The sequence below is a fragment of the Streptomyces sp. NPDC001135 genome (assembly GCF_053598395.1).
On sequence record NZ_JBSFKD010000003.1, the window covers coordinates 360,125 to 374,523 of the forward strand.

Below are 14,399 nucleotides of genomic sequence, written 5' to 3' on the forward strand. Positions count from 1 at the left end.
GGTGGCGCCGGCGCGTGCGGGGGGGTGAGGGAAGAGGGGACCAGGGCCGTGCGCGGGCCCCGGCCGGTCGGCGGGGGCCCGCGCACTCACCGTCACGGTCGGTTGCGCGTGTTCAGCGGACGCGGTTCCCGAACGCGTCCTCGCGCGTGTAATAGCGGTAGAAGAACACGGCGAAGGTGCACCCGGAGACGACCAGCGACATCAGTACGGACCGCCAGACCGAGTGGCCCGTCTGGACGTAGAGGAAACCGAAGGCGATACCGGTGAACGCCGTCCACAGCAGCGCGTGCAGCTCCCGCGGCATCCGCGGGGCCAGCGTCAGCAGGGCGAAGCACACCACCGCGAACACCAGCGCGCTGATCCACCCGAGCAGCAGGTTCCCGCCGGTGATGGCCCCGCCCTGGCGGGCGTCGGCCGCGACCCAGTAGCCGTAGACGAGGCCCAGCACGACCGGGACGGCGATGTGGGCGATGCGATGGGTGCGCGCGTCGAAGACGTCGGGCGGACGGGCGCGCCCCTCGGACGTACGGGCCCCGATCTCCGGCCTGACGCCGGGGCGGGGCATGCCACCGGGCGCGGGTGCCGCTTGAGCCATGGGAGCACTCCTCTCTCCTTGCCCCCGCCTTCCAGAGCACACCTGGGGCCAGGGCCTGGCAAGTCGGCCAGGGGGTGACGGGTGCCCGGATGCGGCCGGTTCTCTCCCGTGTTTCGCTGGGAGACGCCGGGAAAACGGAAGGGCTGCCCGCCGTGACCGAGACGGGGTACGGGCGGTGGGGCCGACTGCCGCGCGTCAGTGACGGCGTGACCGAGGCCCGCGACCGGGCGGACGCCTTGTGCCGGACCGGGCGGACGCCTTGTGGCCGCCGGCCCGGGACATCGCCCGCGCGGTCGCCGCCGACGCGCACGGCACCGAGCCCCGGCGCCTGGTGCGCCGGGTCCGCGACGGCGTCCTGCGGCGCAGCGGCGGCCGGCTGGGCGACGACACCACGGTGTTCGCCGCGCGGCGGATCCGGCAGGCGCCGGGCGAACACCTCGAACTGGGACGTTTGCGGTCCTGAGGCGCGGGTTTGCAGCAGCAGCGGTTACGGTGCTGGCTGGAGAGCCGCTCAGGGCCGACAGGCGCTACAGGGGGAGGACCGATGCCCGGAACCGTGTTGCTGCTCGCGGCCTCGCCGGTGGGCCGGGGACGCCTGGTGGACGCGGCCGGTGTGCTGCCGGTGCTGGCCGCCGTGGCGCCCGCCGTGCTGTCCGGCACCGACACCGCCAACGTGGTCGAACTCGCCGACCCGCTGGAGCCGCAGGCCGTCCTGACCCGGCTGCGCGCCGCCGCGGCCGCGCCCGGGCCGCTGACCGTGTACATCGCCGGCCAGCTGCAGCTGGACCGCCGGCAGCGGCTGCCGCACCTGGCGCTGGCGCGCACCACCGCGGCCACCGTCCGCTACACGGGGCTGCCGTGGCACTGGATCCGGGAGGAGCTGCGGTTGCGCTCCGCCGCGGACACGGGGCTCGTGGTGGACCTGCACGCGGACGGCGAGGCCTGGCAGTACGTCACCGAGCGCGGGTTGGACTGCGGGCCGACCAGCGCTCTCTACGGTCGTGTGGTGACGGCGGGCGGGCGGCGGGGGGTGGGGGAGCCGGCGTACCTGAAGGCGGTCGCCACCTTGCTGAGGAGCGGTTACCGGCCCCCGCTGGGGCAGTTGCACGAGCAGGCGTTGGCCCGGGTCGGTGAGTCCGGTACGGGCCGGGGGCTGGTGCTCGCCGCTGCCGGGGCCCCGGCCTTCAGACCCCCGTTCGCCCAGCCGTCCCCGCGTCCCGGCGGGCTGGAGGTCCACCCCGTCACCCCGCCCGGCACCGAGCCGAACCCCGGGGCCGCCCTCGGTTCCGTATCGAGCCCCCACGCCGTCATCGGCTCCGGGCAGGCCCGGGATGCCGTCATCGGCGCCGAGCCGAACGCCCGCACCGTCATCGGTGCCGCGCAAGACCCCCACGCCGTCATCGGCGCCGCGCAAGACCCCCACGCCGTCATCAGCGCCGCCGTTCGGGCCGGGCGGCATGCCGATGCCGACGCGTTCGCCGCCCGGCACGAGCAGTTCGCCGTGCGCGACCACGGGCCTGCCTCCGACGAGGCACTGCACTGGGCCGAAGTCCGCGCCGACCTCGCGATGTTCGCGGGGGACACGGTGCGCAGCTGCCGGGCCTGGCTGGCGGTCGCCCGGACCCGGCTGAGCGCGGGGCAGGCGGTGGACTCGCCGGCCGTGGAGGCCGCCGTGGACCGGGCCCACCACCAGTGGGGGCGGATCACGGAGGCGGCACCGGCCAGGGAACTCGGTCCCGCGCTCGCGGAGTTGAGGCTGAGCGTGCCGGGCCGCCGGAGCGGCGCACTGGAGAACGTCCGGCAGCACCTGCGCCAGCTCCAGACGGCTCCCTAGCCGCACCACCGCGGCAGCACCACGCCGGCCACGCCGCCGTGGTCACCCGCTCATGCCGCCGACAGCACGGCCAGGGCCCCGGAGACGAGGGTGCGGACACCGGGGGTGATCGTGCACAGGTCGGGTGCGAAGTACGGGCTGTGGTTGCTCGGCACGGCCGCGAACTTCTCCGGCAGCGTGTCGCCGGGAGCCTGCTCCCAGACCTCGGCGGGAGTGGTGGTGACGAACCAGTACGAGTACGGGATCGAGCCGAGAGCCAGCTCGGGGAAGTCCTCGCTGCCCATCGCCGGGCCCGGGTCGAACACCGTGCCCGGGCCGAAGACCTCCCCGTGCACGGCGGCCACGGCGGCGTCGGTGGCCGCGTCGTTCACGGTCACCGGGAAGGTGGTGCCGACGGTCACCTCCGGCTCGCGCGGGCAGCCGGCGGCCAGGCACTCGCCGTGCGCGATGCGCCGGATCGCGGCCAGCATGCGGGTGCGCACCTCCTCCGACTGCGTACGCAGGTTCAGGGAGATACGGGCCTCGGCGGGGATGATGTTGTGCCGGGTGCCCGCCTCGATGCGGCCCACCGTGAGCACCGCGGGTTCGCGGGCGGCCAGCTCCCGGGAGACGACCGTCTGGAGCCGGGTGACCAGGTAGGCGGCGGTCACCACCGGGTCGACGGTCGACTCGGGCCGCGAGCCGTGCCCGCCCCGGCCGTGCACGACGATGTCCACGTCCGTCGCCGCCGACATGATGAGGCCGGGAGCGTGCGGGTACAGGCCCGCCGGGCCGGGCGCGGCATGCTGCCCGAGCAGTACGTCCGGCCGGCCGAACCGTTCGTACAGCCCGTCCGCGACCATCCGGGCCGCCCCCTGCCCGCTCTCCTCGGCGGGCTGGCCGACGAGCAGCAGTGTGCCGTTCCAGGTGTCCCGGCCGGCCGCCAGTGCCGCTGCGGCCCCGGCCAGCCAGGTGACGTGCAGATCATGCCCGCAGGCGTGCATCACCCCGTCCGCCGTCGAGGCGTACGGCAGCCCGGTCTCCTCCGTGACCGGCAGCGCGTCCATGTCGGCCCGCAGCAGCACGGTAGGGCCGTCGCCGTTGCGCAGCCGGCCCACGACACCGGTGCCGCCGACGCCCTGGGTGGTGTCGAACCCGGCCCGCTCCAGCCGCTCGGCGAGCTTCCCGGCGGTGCGGTGTTCGCGCAGGGACAGCTCGGGGTTGCGGTGCAGGTCCCGGTAGAAGTCCGCCAGCCGTGCCGCCGGCAGGTCGGAGGTGAGGTCGAGAGCGGTACGGGCGGCGGCGGAGGTCATGGCCGCAGCGTAGGCCGGTTCCGCGTCGTTGTCCCCGGATCGGCCGGCGCCCGGCCGGGCCCGGCGCGGTGGCGGGCGTCCCGTACCGCGCGTGTGCGGCGCCGGGTTCTGATCCCGTGCCCCGTCAGGGGTGGGACACCGCCGCCGGCGTCGTGGGCTGCGCGGCCGGCACCGGCGGGGCCGCTGCGCGGGCCGGGCCCGCGTTCGCCGCGAGGACGAGGGTCGTCACGGCGACCACCGCGGCGGCGACGCCTCTGGCATACCGTGTGGCGGGCCGTTCGAAGGGTGCGGATGTACGTCCGATCACGGCGACCTCGCAACACGACAGCGGCGTATTAAGCAGGCTTAATTCGCCGTTTAACCTAGGGGTGCCGCAGCCTGACGGCAAGAGCGGCCACGGGAGTTGGAGGGCATGGGCGATGCGGGAACGGGATGACCCCTCGGTCGTCGGGCGGCGCGTGCAGCAGCTGCGCACCGAGCGTGGGCTGACCCAGCGGCAGCTGGCGGAGCCCGCCTACACGCCCGCCTACATCTCGACCCTGGAGGCGGGCCGGGTGCGGGCCTCCGACGAGGCACTGCGGCACATCGCCGGACGGCTGGGCGTGGCCTTCGAGGAGCTGGCCGTCGGCCGGCCCACCCACCTCGCCACCGACCTGCGCCTGCGGCTCACCGGGGCGCAGCGGGTCCTCGCGGACGGCCGGGCCGAGGAGGCCGCCGTCCAGTACACGGCGCTGCGCGCGGAGGCGGAGACCCACGGGCTGGGCGGCGAGCAGGCCACCGCGCTGCTGGGACTCGGCGAATGCGCGCTGGAGACCGGAGAGTTGGTGAAGGCGCGGGAGTTCTTCGAACGCGCCGAGGAGCACCTCGCGGACCAGTCCCTCCCGGTGCGCGTACCGGCCGTCCGCGGACGCGCGGTCGCGCACTACCTCGCCGGTGAACTCCGCTACGCCGTCTACCTCCTGGAGTCCGCCCTCGACGAACTGAACCGCGGCGGTCTGCACGACCCCGACGCCCTGCTGCTCCTGTACGCGAGTGTCATCGGCCCGTACATGGACATGGGCGCGCACGCCCGCGCCGCCCAGGCCGCCGAGTTCGCCCTCGCGCTCGCGCCGCGGGCCGCCGACCCCGCGCTGATCGCCCGGATGCACCGCTCGGTGGCCCGCACCCTGATCGCCGAGGGCCGGGTCGCCGAGGCCGACGCCTCCCTCGCCAAGGCCGCCGAGCTCTACCGCCAGCTGCAGCTGCGCACCGAGCTGGCCAACTGCCACTGGATGCGCGGTTACGTCTGCGCCCAGAACGGCGAACTGGAGCGTGCCGAAGCCGAGTTGCGTCAGGCGCACGCCATGCTCGCGCAGAGCCGGGCCGCCCTCTACCGCAGCCAGGCCGCCGTCGAACTGGCCGACGTACTGCACCGCCGCGGCAGGTCCGACGAGGCCGCCGGACTCCTGCGGGGCGTCCTCGGTGACTTCTCCTCCGAACGCGGCGCGGTGCACGCCGCCGCGGCCCACCGCCTGCTCGGCATCATCGCCGAGGACACCCGGGACACCGAGGCCGCCGAGGAGCACTACGTCCGCGCGCTCAGCCTCCTGGAACGCGCGGGCGCCGCCGGCGACCTGGCCGACCTGTGCCGGCTCCTCGGCGACCTGCTCCGCCGCACGGGCCGTACGGAGGCCGCCCTCGACGCCTACCGCACGGGCCTGGGTCACCGCACGGCCCCGGGCACGACGACCCTGGGCCCGGCTCCGGCACAGCCGCCGCTGTGACACCGTCCGCCGGGCTCGGTGGGCGGCCTGCGGTCGGCCTCGACACGCGCATCACCCCGGTTCGCCACCGGACCGCTCCGCGCGGAGCATGGAGAAGATCACCTGGTCGTGCCACCGGCCGCCGCGCCACTGCGCCGAGCGCAGCACGCCCTCCCTGACGAAGCCGGCCTTCTCCAGCGCACGCTGCTCGGCGAGGTTGGCGCGGTCCGTCCAGGCTTGGAGCCGTTCGGCCCTGGTGTGGTCGAAGAGGTACTCGGCCAGCAGCCGCTGGGCCCGGGTGCCGATGCCGCGGCCGTGCGCGGCCGGTACCAGGCCGATCGCCAGGGTCCAGCAGCTGGAGGTGGCCGGTCGCCCCCAGGCGCTGGCGAACCACTCGACCCGGCCCACCGTCCGGCCCGCCTCCGCCACGGAGAGCACGCCGCCGTCGGGGCCGAGCAGGCCGGTCTCGGCGAACTGCCGGCGCAGGCCGGCCGGTGAACCGAAGCCGAACCACTGGTACCGGCCGGTCCCCTCCGGTCCGTTGAACTCGCGCTCGAACAGGTCGAGGTCGCCGGCGGTCACCGGGCGCAGCGTGATCTCACCGGACACGGAACGATCCCTGCTTCCAGTCCTGGACGAGGAGCCCGAGCACCACCTCGTCCAGGAACTCGCCCATCACCCAGGCCGAGGAGCGCAGCACGCCCTCGCGGACGAAGCCGTTGCGCTCGGCGGAGCGCAGCATCGCGGCGTTGTCCGACAGCGTCTCGATCTGCAGCCGCTGCAGGCCGCGCACGACGAAACCGTAGTGGCACAGCACCGCGACCACGTCGGTGCCGTAGCCCTTGCCGCGGCAGGACGGCAGCAGCCCCAGACCGATGTGCGCGGACCGGTTGTGGTTGTCGATGCCCCACAGCGTCGCGGTGCCGACCAGCGTGCCGCCGTCCAGCTCGACCACGGAGAAGGGGACGTGCCCCTGCTCCTTGTCGTCCACCACGAGCCGCGGATCCTTCGCGCCGGGTGTGATCGGCCGCCACGGCCCGCTTTCGGCCCGCGAGGAGTTGACGACGTCGTCGTAGAGCTCGGTCCGCAGGATCGGGATGTCGTCCTCGTGCCGGGCCCTGAGCCCGACCTTGCCGCCTCTTAGCATGTCAGCTTCCTATCGGGCCGGACCGGCCGGCGGCAATCCGATAAGCGGGGCACCGCGCGGGCGCGTTCGGCCTCCCCGGCCCGTGGCACAAGCCATCGCTCACCCCCGTGCCGGGTTCGCCGCCGTGGAGGCGAAGACGTCCGACCGGACGCCCGCCGCCAGATCCCCGGCCGCTGCCGGGAGGTGGGCCGGTGTGGCCCGGTGGCCTCTGGTGGCCGGGTGCTCGGCGAACAGGGCGGTGGTCAGGGCGAGCCGGGGGGTGTACGCCGACTGCCACAGGGTCCGGGTGCCGGGGCCCGTGCCCGCGCCGCCGGTGAACACCGGCAGCGGGCTCACGGTGGCGTACTTCGCCGTGGTCGCGGCCGTGCCGGGGTCCATGACCCGGTGCCGGTCCGGGTGGGCGGTGTAGAGGGTGTGGCCGCCCCGGGTGATCCGGGCCACCGTGTACGGCGCCGCGTAGGTGCCCCGCGCCGCCGCCGTCGCGTACGCCGAGGCCACGGTCAGCGGCGTCGGTGCCGCGGTGCGCGCGAGCCCGGTCAGCGGGGCGCCGAGCCGGATCCCGGTGAACGGCCGCAGGGCCGTACCGGCCTCCACCGCGCCGGACAGGGCGTCGTTGAAGGGCTGGTGGGCGTAGTCCGTACCGCCGTACAGGACGCGGACCGCGCCGTCGCCGGGGACCATGGCGATCACGGCCGCGTGCAGCCGGGTGCCCTTCGGCAGGGTCAGGGCGCCCTCGCGCTCGCGGACCCGCTCCGAGACCGCGTACTGCGTGCTCAGGTCGAAGGTCGTACGGACCGTGTAGCCGCCGCGCGCCAGCTGGTCCTGCGAGATGCCCAGGCGGCGGGCGGCCTCGGTGGCCGCCGCGTCGATCAGGTACTGGCGCTGGCCGTCCGTGTCCCCGGGCGGGTAGAAGCGGAAGGCCGGGAAGGCGGCCGAGGAGCGCTGCGCGGCCGTGATGCTGCCCGAGGAGCGCATCGCGTCCAGGACCCAGCGCCAGCGCTTCTGCAGCGTCGCGGTGACCTCCCCGTCGGAGCCCGCCCGTTCGTAGTACGTGGGCCGGTTGATGACGGCCGCGAGTGCCGCGCCCTGCGCCACCGTGAGGTCCTCGGCGTCCACGCCGAAGTAGTTCCGTGCCGCCGATTCGATGCCCGCGGCGCCCCGGCCGAAGTACACGGTGTTGAGGTAGCCCTCCAGGATCGCGTCCTTGGAGCGGGTGCGGTCCAGCTTGACGGAGATCAGCGCCTCGCGGGCCTTGCGGGTCAGCGACTGCTCGGGGCTGAGCAGGGCGTTCTTGACGTACTGCTGGGTGATCGTGGAACCGCCCTGGCGCTCCCCGCCGGACAGCGTGGCCAGGGCCGCGCGGACGATCGCGCTGGGCGAGACACCCGAGTCCGTGCGGAAGGAACGGTTCTCCGCGGCGATCACGGCGTCCTGGACGTGCCGGGGCACTTGGGAGAGGGGCACGTCCTGCCGGTCCACCGGGCCGCGCCGGCCCAGGTACTCGCCCTCCGCGTCCAGGAAGACGGTGCTCTGGCTCACCGTCTCCGGGTGGGGGGCGGGGATGGTGGTCAGCAGGTACGCCACCCAGACCGTGCCGACGAGGGCGAGGACCAGGGCGAGGAGTCCCGCCAGGACGCGCCGGGCCCAGCGGCCCCGGCGGCGGCGCAGATGCACGAGAAGGCGCTTCACGAGGGGCTGCTTCACGGACGGCTGCTTCACGGACGGTTGCTTCGAGGGCGGCTGCTCCACGGACGGTCGCTTCGTCAGCTTGTGTTTCACGAGCCCACCCCGCCCCGCGCCAGCACCCTGCCGTCCGCGTCGTACACCGTGACCCGGGCGTCCAGCAGCGTCCGCTTGTCGTGGGTGACGGTGAACGGGGCGGTCGCGTACCAGACGTCCCAGCCGGGAGAGCCCGCCAGCGTGAGCACGGTCCCGGGGACGCGGCCCGACGGTGTCTCCACCTCGACGCGGGCGGCCGGTCCGCCGCCGTGGTGGACGCCGGACAGCAGCAGCCGTCCGCCCAGCACCTCCAGCCGGAGGGTGACCGCCGGCGGCCCCGAGGAGAGCGCCGCGACCGGCAGGAACTCGCCCCCGCCCTGCGGCGCCGACCAGTGCGCCCCGTCCTTCGTCAGCCACACCTGCGTGGCGGACAGCGGCCGTACGCGCTCGCCGGCCGCCACCACCCGCACGGCCCCGGCCGTCCCGGTCCTCGCGGGTGTCGCGGATCCGGACGCGGACCTGTCCGCCAGCCGCAGGCCGACGTAGCCGAGCGGGCCCAGCACCAGCAGACAGCAGCTCAGCAGCGCCGTGATCCGGCGCCGGCGGCGCCGTGCCCGGCCCTCGCGCTCGATGGCCGCGAGCGGGACGGGCGTGCGGGGGGCCTCCTCCAGGACGGTGGCGAAGGCCTCGCTCAACTCCCCGTGCCACGCCTCGGGTCGCCTCTTCCTCATGCCGCCCCCAGGGCCTTCAGCCCCCGTCGCTCGTACCACTTCACCGCGCCCACCGACCAGCCGAGCATCTCGGCGATCTCCAGCCGGCCCAGGTCCTCGCCCAGGCGCAGGACCAGCACCACCCGCTGGCGGGCGGGCAGGGCGGCGAGGGCGCGGGCGAGCGCGGCGTCCGGGCCGGACCCCCGGCCCCGCGACCGGCGGCGCAGGTGACGGCGCACCAGCAGGCGTCGTACGTAGAAGTCGGTGTCGTTGCCCGGGATGCGCCGCCAGCGGGCGTACGCGTCGGACAGGGCGGCGCGCGCCAGGGCGTCGGCCTCGGCCGGCTCGCCGGTCAGCAGCTGGGCCGTGCGCAGCAGACGCGGCCAGGCCATGGCGGCGTAGCCGCCGAACTCGGGCCTGCGGCCGGGTCGGTGGGAGGGTCGGCGGCTGGCTCTGGACGTCATCGGTTCCCCTACGGTGTGTTTCCATGTGCGGCGTACGGGACCTGTACGCACCACGGAGCGTTCCGGGTTGCACGGGGGTTCGGGGAAGTTGGGGGCACCGATGGCGGGGGCGGGATGACCGAGGACGAGTTCGACGCGTTCTACGCGACCGCGTTTCCCCGGCTGACCGGTCAGCTCTACGCCTTCACCGGGGATCACGGCGAGGCGCAGGACGTCGTGCAGGAGGCCTTCGTACGGGCCTGGGACCGGCGGCGTGACTTCCTCGCGGACGGGGCGCCCGAGGCGTGGGTCAGGACCGTCGCGATGCGGCTCGCCGTCAGCCGGTGGCGGCGCGCCCGGCGGTGGCTGGAGCTCGTGCGGCGCACCCCGCTGCCGGAGTCCGTCCCCGGGCCCGATCCCGAGCACGCCGCGCTCGTCACCGCGTTGCGCACGCTGCCCGAGGCCCAGCGGATGGCCGTCGTCCTGCACCATCTGTGCGACCTGAGTGTGGAGCAAGTAGCCTCGGAAACCGGGGCCCCGGTGGGTACGGTCAAGGCCCGCCTGTCCCGTGGCCGCGCGGCACTGGCACGGGCGCTGGCCCCGGGCGAGGGGGAGAGGGAGGCCGACCGTGTCCGATGACCGCGGCTACGGCACCGGCCGCGACGGCACCGGCACGGGGCACGCCGCCGAACTGTCCGAAGTCCTGCGCACGTTGGCCGATGAGCACCAGTGCGCGCCGCCCGTGTCCGGCGCGGAGATCCGCCGCCTCGCCGTACGGCGAGGCCGTCGCCGGCGTACGACCGTCGTGCTCGCCGGGGTCGCGGCCGCGGCGGCCGTCGCCGTCACCCTGACCGCCGGCCACGGCCCCGGCCACGACTCCGGCCCCGGCCGCCGCACCACCCCGGCCACCGGTCCCAGCCTGCGCCCCGGCCCGGTCCCGTCCGCGACCCCGACCGAGGCCGCCGCCGACGCCGTCGTCGACCTCACCAGGAGGGTGATGACCGTCGACGGGCGGGTCCTGCCCGTCTCCCCCGGCGTGCCGGGACAGCCCGCACCCACCGGCCGGTTCACCGTCACCGGCAAGTACCGGGCCGGGGCGCCGGAGGCGGGCAGCGGCCTCGGCGGCAGCGGAAGCGGCAGCGGAAGCAGCGGTGGCGGCGCGGCGAAGCCGATGGCTCCGTGGGGGATCGAACTGCTCTCCGCGGACACGCGCAAGGCCACCTTCGCCATCGTCCCCACCCACGACTCGCAGGCGCCCGGCCACCACCCCGCCACCGACGGCTGGATCGGCCTGCGCGAGGCCGACGCCAAGTGGCTGTACGCCCGGCTGGACAAGGGTGCCGTGGTGCTGGTGACGGGGCGGACGCCGACGGTCGGGGCCTCCGCGCCGGCGCCGTCCTAGGACGGTCACCCCCGGGAGGTGCGCGGTCAGACCTGCGCCCGCCCCTGTCTGCGGACGTCCGCCAGGCGGAGCGCGCCGACCTGGACGGCGGCCTGCGTCGCGTCGTTCGGTACGTCGCCCAGGCCGCCGTTGGTGAAGGCGAAGGCGTCCTCGCCGACCCGGACGGCGGCCACGTCCAGCGAGAGCAGGGCCTGCTGCCCGTCCCGGTCCACGGCGGCGATGCTGACGTGCAGGCCCTGGCGCGCGTCGCCGACCTCCGGCAGCGGGGCGTCGGTGACCTGGACGTCCTCGAGGACCCCCAGTTCCGTGGTGGCGGTGAAGCGCGCACACTGCGCCGGCATCGTGCCGAGCCACTTCAGGGCCGCGTCGATGTCGGAGGGACGGCGGGCGGCGATCTGGTAGCGCAGCTGGGCGTCGGTGTCGGTGTCGTCCAGGCCGGTGGCGACGCGGGCGGGGCCGCCGAGGAGTTCGTCGGCGTAGAGGGCCTCCAGCAGCGGCTGGCAGTCGCCGGCCTCGGTGGTCGCCTTCAGCAGCCCGTCCCGCCAGGTGGCCGCACCGAGGGTCGGCGTCCAGGGGGCGCCGAGGTCGGTCTGCGTGACGAGCGCGGCCTGTGCCTGCGCGTCGGTGAGGGTGGAGCCGTCGGCCCGCGCAGACGGCTTCGGCGCCGGGGCCTGCTTGTCGATCGTCGGGAAGGGCTGGGGCGCGGTCTCCGGGTGCTTCAGACCGAACGCCGCGCAACTGCCCAGGCCGAGGAGGCCGGCGACGGTGAGCCAGAGCGGAAGACCACGGGGGCGTATCGCGTCGGTCATGTCAGAGGTGCCTCCTGGGCTGCGGCCGGTGGTGCCTGCTCTCACGGCACCACCGCCCCGCCCGCCTCACCAGCGCTTGCGTCCGTCCGGGTGAGTGCCCGGCCGAAAACGCCTCGACCTGCGGCTTCACGGGCTGTTACGGTCTTCGTATGCAGCGCGCCCAGCAGTGCCCGAAGAGCACGACGACGCCGGAGACCGTCCCGGCGCGCTGACACCTGACCAGCACCGAAGCCCCGGGGCGTACGCCCCGGGGCTTCTGGCGTGTCACGGGGTGCCCGCCCCTCCTGGCGAGGAGGAACCCCCATGGACGACCGTCTGCCCGACCACCGCCGTCTCGGCCGTGAGCTGGACCTGTTCGACACCGACCCGCTGATGGGCGCCGGCCTGCCGTACTGGCTGCCCGACGGCGCGGTCGTACGGCACACCCTGGAGGAGTACATCCGCGAGGCCGAACGCCGCGCCGGGTACCGGCACGTGTACTCGCCGGCGCTCGGCAAACGGGAGCTGTACGAGATCTCCGGGCACTGGGACCACTACAGCGACGACATGTACCCGCCGATGCGGCTGGGCCCCCACGAGTCCGACGAAGTGGTGCTGCGCCCCAGCCTGTGCCCCCACCACGCCCTGATCTACCGCTCCCGCTCCCACAGCTACCGCGAACTGCCGCTCAGGATCGCCGAGTTGGGAAGCATGTACCGCGCCGAACTCTCGGGTGTCCTCGGCGGACTGACCCGCGTACGGGCCATCCAGCTCAACGACGCGCACATCTTCTGCACCCTGGACCAGGCGGTGCAGGAGGCCCGTGCCGCGCTGGAGCTGATCGGCCGCGCCTACGCCGACCTCGGCATCGAGGCCGTGCGCCACCGTCTCTCACTGCCCGGTGGGGGCGGCAAGTACGTCGCCGACCCCGCGCTGTGGCGCCGGGCCACCGAGCTGCTGCGGGAGGTGCTGGACGCGTCCGGGGTGGCGTACGAGGAGGCGGAGGGCGAGGCCGCCTTCTACGGCCCGAAGATCGACGTGCAGATCGCCGACCCGGCAGGCCGTGAGTCCACCCTGTCCACCGTGCAGATCGACTTCCACCAGCCGGCCCGCTTCGACCTGCACTACATCGGCGCCGACGGCGCGAAGCACCGCCCGGTGATGGTGCACCGCAGCGTCATCGGCAGCGTCGAGCGGGCCGTCGCCCACCTCGTCGAGGCGCACGCCGGCGCCTTCCCGGCCTGGCTCGCCCCGGTCCAGTTGGCCGTCCTGCCGGTGTCCGAGGAGCAGGAGGGGTGTGCGGCGGCGGTCGTACGGCAGGCCCGGGAGCTGGGCCTGCGGGCGGAACTCGCCGCTCCCGCCGACGGCACCCTGGGCGCCCGGATCCGCGCGGCCCGCCTGGTGCCCTACCAGGCGGTGATCGGTGCGCGCGAGGCCGAGGCCGGGCTGGCCGCCGTACGCCTGCGGGACGGCCGTAGGCCCGGCGGGCTGCCGGTGCCGGAGTTGCTGTCCCGGGTCGCCGCCCGGGTCGCCGCACGCGGTACCGCCCTGTGGGAGTGACCGGAGTGATCTAAGGTCGGCTTGACGGAAGGAGTTCGCCGTGACCGGTCAGCCCATCCCCCTGATCATCGACTGCGACACCGGTGTCGACGACGCCCTCGCCCTGCTGCTGGCGGTGCGCCACCCGGGCCTCGATCTGCGGGCGGTGACCTGCGTGGCCGGCAACACGGACGTCGACGGTGTGGTCCGCAACACCCTGACCGTGCTGGAGCAGGCGGGCGCCCCGGACATCCCGGTGGGCCGGGGCGCCGAACGCCCGCTGATCGAACCCGCCCGCCCGGCCCGGCACGTGCACGGTTCGGACGGCATGGGCGACCTCGGCCTGCCCGCCCCGGCCCGCCGCCCCGCCGACCTGGACGCGGTCGCTCTCCTGCGCCGCGAGATCCTCGCCTCCCCCCGCCCGGTCACCCTCGTCCCCACCGCCCCGCTCACCAACATCGCCCTGCTGCTGCGCACCCACCCCGAGGTGACCCGCAACATCGAGCGGATCGTCTTCATGGGCGGCGCGGTGGCCGTCGGGAACGCCACGCCGGTCGCCGAGTTCAACGTCTGGCACGACCCGGAGGCGGCGGCGATCCTGCTCACGGCCGGTGTGCCGATCACCATGTACGGCCTGGACGTGTTCATGCGGGTCGTGGTGGACGCCCCGGACGTCCACCGGCTGCGCGCGAGCAGCGACCCCGGCACCCGGCTGGCCGGCGAACTCCTCGCGCACCGGCCGACCACGCAGGGCGAGGCCCCGGAGGCGGAGGAGGCGGGCGGCCTCGGCGACGCGGGCGCGGTGTGCGCGGTCGCCGACCCGGCCGGCATCACCACCCGGCTCCTGCCGGTCGAGGTCTCCTTGGCGCCCGGCCCGGCCCGGGGCCAGACGATCGTCGACCGCCGCCCCCGCCCCGGCGAGTCCGAGATCCACGAGGGCGAGCGCGAACAGGCCCTGGTGGACGTGGCGTTGCAGGTCGACGTGGACCGGTACGTGAAGCTGTACCTGGAGACGGTGGAACGGCCCTGAGGCGGAGTGGCCCTAGTAGTGCTTCGTTAGGTTCTGGCTCTGGTTCTGCTGGTCGGCAGGGGTCGGCCGCAGGTGGTGCAGGTGCCGGTCCAGCACCTCAACAGGTCCTGAAGGACGTCGAGGACCTGGTAGAGGGTCAGGCCGGCATCGGGGCTTTT

General features: G+C 74.9%; 16 protein-coding genes. 7 read left to right on the forward strand and 9 right to left on the reverse strand.

Going from position 1 to position 14,399, the window contains the following annotated elements; all coding sequences use genetic code 11:
• Positions 1 to 112 precede the first annotated feature (112 nt).
• A complete protein-coding gene (locus ACWC94_RS06925; RefSeq protein WP_450795324.1) occupies positions 113 to 595 on the reverse strand; it encodes a hypothetical protein in 483 nt (160 codons plus the stop codon).
• Between the two features lie 238 nt (positions 596 to 833).
• On the opposite strand from ACWC94_RS06925, the gene ACWC94_RS06930 reads away from it, so the two are divergent.
• Together ACWC94_RS06930 and ACWC94_RS06935 are read left to right on the forward strand one after the other, a co-directional pair.
• Positions 834 to 1,058, forward strand: a complete 225-nt coding sequence (locus ACWC94_RS06930) for a hypothetical protein (RefSeq protein WP_450795325.1) — start codon at positions 834 to 836, stop codon at positions 1,056 to 1,058.
• A gap of 81 nt (positions 1,059 to 1,139) precedes the next feature.
• On the forward strand, positions 1,140 to 2,429 hold the full coding sequence (locus tag ACWC94_RS06935) for a hypothetical protein (protein WP_450795326.1): 1,290 nt from the start codon (positions 1,140 to 1,142) through the stop codon (positions 2,427 to 2,429).
• A 50-nt stretch (positions 2,430 to 2,479) separates the two neighbouring features.
• On the opposite strand, the gene ACWC94_RS06940 is transcribed toward ACWC94_RS06935, so the two are convergent.
• Positions 2,480 to 3,721, reverse strand: coding sequence for an amidohydrolase (locus tag ACWC94_RS06940; protein WP_450795327.1), 1,242 nt, complete (start codon positions 3,719 to 3,721; stop codon positions 2,480 to 2,482).
• 124 nt (positions 3,722 to 3,845) lie between these two features.
• Positions 3,846 to 4,028 carry a hypothetical protein gene (locus tag ACWC94_RS06945; RefSeq protein WP_450795328.1) on the reverse strand — a complete coding sequence of 61 codons (183 nt, stop codon included), beginning with the start codon at positions 4,026 to 4,028 and terminating at the stop codon, positions 3,846 to 3,848.
• A 112-nt stretch (positions 4,029 to 4,140) separates the two neighbouring features.
• Here ACWC94_RS06945 and ACWC94_RS06950 point away from each other — a divergent pair, with 112 nt between their 5' ends.
• The gene (locus ACWC94_RS06950) at positions 4,141 to 5,484 is read left to right on the forward strand and encodes a tetratricopeptide repeat protein (protein ID WP_450795329.1); all 1,344 of its coding nucleotides are present in this window, start codon (positions 4,141 to 4,143) and stop codon (positions 5,482 to 5,484) included.
• 51 nt (positions 5,485 to 5,535) lie between these two features.
• On the opposite strand, the gene ACWC94_RS06955 is transcribed toward ACWC94_RS06950, so the two are convergent.
• From ACWC94_RS06955 to ACWC94_RS06975, 5 genes are all read right to left on the reverse strand, one after another.
• Positions 5,536 to 6,072: a GNAT family N-acetyltransferase gene (locus tag ACWC94_RS06955; protein WP_450795330.1), complete on the reverse strand. Its 537-nt coding sequence runs from the start codon at positions 6,070 to 6,072 to the stop codon at positions 5,536 to 5,538.
• On the reverse strand, positions 6,062 to 6,610 hold the full coding sequence (locus ACWC94_RS06960) for a GNAT family N-acetyltransferase (RefSeq protein ID WP_450795331.1): 549 nt from the start codon (positions 6,608 to 6,610) through the stop codon (positions 6,062 to 6,064). The genes ACWC94_RS06955 and ACWC94_RS06960 overlap by 11 nt, the downstream gene beginning before the upstream one ends.
• Positions 6,611 to 6,709: 99 nt before the next feature.
• Positions 6,710 to 8,314, reverse strand: coding sequence for a transglycosylase domain-containing protein (locus ACWC94_RS06965; protein ID WP_450795332.1), 1,605 nt, complete (start codon positions 8,312 to 8,314; stop codon positions 6,710 to 6,712).
• Between the two features lie 71 nt (positions 8,315 to 8,385).
• Positions 8,386 to 9,060 (reverse strand): hypothetical protein, encoded by a 675-nt coding sequence (locus ACWC94_RS06970; RefSeq protein WP_450795333.1) that lies wholly within the window; start codon positions 9,058 to 9,060, stop codon positions 8,386 to 8,388.
• Positions 9,057 to 9,503, reverse strand: coding sequence for a sigma factor-like helix-turn-helix DNA-binding protein (locus tag ACWC94_RS06975; RefSeq protein WP_450795334.1), 447 nt, complete (start codon positions 9,501 to 9,503; stop codon positions 9,057 to 9,059). Before ACWC94_RS06975 ends, ACWC94_RS06970 begins: the two co-directional genes overlap by 4 nt.
• 114 nt (positions 9,504 to 9,617) lie before the next feature.
• Here ACWC94_RS06975 and ACWC94_RS06980 point away from each other — a divergent pair, with 114 nt between their 5' ends.
• Entirely contained in the window at positions 9,618 to 10,121 is a 504-nt protein-coding gene (locus ACWC94_RS06980; RefSeq protein ID WP_450795335.1) for a SigE family RNA polymerase sigma factor, read from the forward strand.
• Positions 10,111 to 10,884, forward strand: coding sequence for a L,D-transpeptidase (locus ACWC94_RS06985; RefSeq protein ID WP_450795336.1), 774 nt, complete (start codon positions 10,111 to 10,113; stop codon positions 10,882 to 10,884). The genes ACWC94_RS06980 and ACWC94_RS06985 overlap by 11 nt, the downstream gene beginning before the upstream one ends.
• A gap of 26 nt (positions 10,885 to 10,910) precedes the next feature.
• Here the strand turns inward: ACWC94_RS06985 and ACWC94_RS06990 are convergent, their stop codons facing one another.
• The gene (locus ACWC94_RS06990) at positions 10,911 to 11,693 is read right to left on the reverse strand and encodes a hypothetical protein (RefSeq protein WP_450795337.1); all 783 of its coding nucleotides are present in this window, start codon (positions 11,691 to 11,693) and stop codon (positions 10,911 to 10,913) included.
• Between the two features lie 315 nt (positions 11,694 to 12,008).
• Here ACWC94_RS06990 and thrS point away from each other — a divergent pair, with 315 nt between their 5' ends.
• Together thrS and ACWC94_RS07000 are read left to right on the forward strand one after the other, a co-directional pair.
• Positions 12,009 to 13,232 carry a threonine--tRNA ligase gene (gene thrS, locus ACWC94_RS06995; protein ID WP_450795352.1) on the forward strand — a complete coding sequence of 408 codons (1,224 nt, stop codon included), beginning with the start codon at positions 12,009 to 12,011 and terminating at the stop codon, positions 13,230 to 13,232.
• A 40-nt stretch (positions 13,233 to 13,272) separates the two neighbouring features.
• The gene (locus ACWC94_RS07000) at positions 13,273 to 14,241 is read left to right on the forward strand and encodes a nucleoside hydrolase (protein WP_450795338.1); all 969 of its coding nucleotides are present in this window, start codon (positions 13,273 to 13,275) and stop codon (positions 14,239 to 14,241) included.
• Positions 14,242 to 14,399 lie beyond the last annotated feature (158 nt).

What these genes read in the sequence shown, in the direction of transcription:
- ACWC94_RS06925 (WP_450795324.1), bottom strand. Translation starts at nt 595, where the DNA reads ATGGCTCAAGCGGCACCCGCGCCCGGTGGCATGCCCCGCCCCGGCGTC.
- ACWC94_RS06935 (WP_450795326.1), top strand. Translation starts at nt 1,140, where the DNA reads ATGCCCGGAACCGTGTTGCTGCTCGCGGCCTCGCCGGTGGGCCGGGGA.
- ACWC94_RS06940 (WP_450795327.1), bottom strand. Translation starts at nt 3,721, where the DNA reads ATGACCTCCGCCGCCGCCCGTACCGCTCTCGACCTCACCTCCGACCTG.
- ACWC94_RS06950 (WP_450795329.1), top strand. Translation starts at nt 4,141, where the DNA reads ATGCGGGAACGGGATGACCCCTCGGTCGTCGGGCGGCGCGTGCAGCAG.
- ACWC94_RS06960 (WP_450795331.1), bottom strand. Translation starts at nt 6,610, where the DNA reads ATGCTAAGAGGCGGCAAGGTCGGGCTCAGGGCCCGGCACGAGGACGAC.
- ACWC94_RS06970 (WP_450795333.1), bottom strand. Translation starts at nt 9,060, where the DNA reads ATGAGGAAGAGGCGACCCGAGGCGTGGCACGGGGAGTTGAGCGAGGCC.
- ACWC94_RS06975 (WP_450795334.1), bottom strand. Translation starts at nt 9,503, where the DNA reads ATGACGTCCAGAGCCAGCCGCCGACCCTCCCACCGACCCGGCCGCAGG.
- ACWC94_RS06980 (WP_450795335.1), top strand. Translation starts at nt 9,618, where the DNA reads ATGACCGAGGACGAGTTCGACGCGTTCTACGCGACCGCGTTTCCCCGG.
- ACWC94_RS06990 (WP_450795337.1), bottom strand. Translation starts at nt 11,693, where the DNA reads ATGACCGACGCGATACGCCCCCGTGGTCTTCCGCTCTGGCTCACCGTC.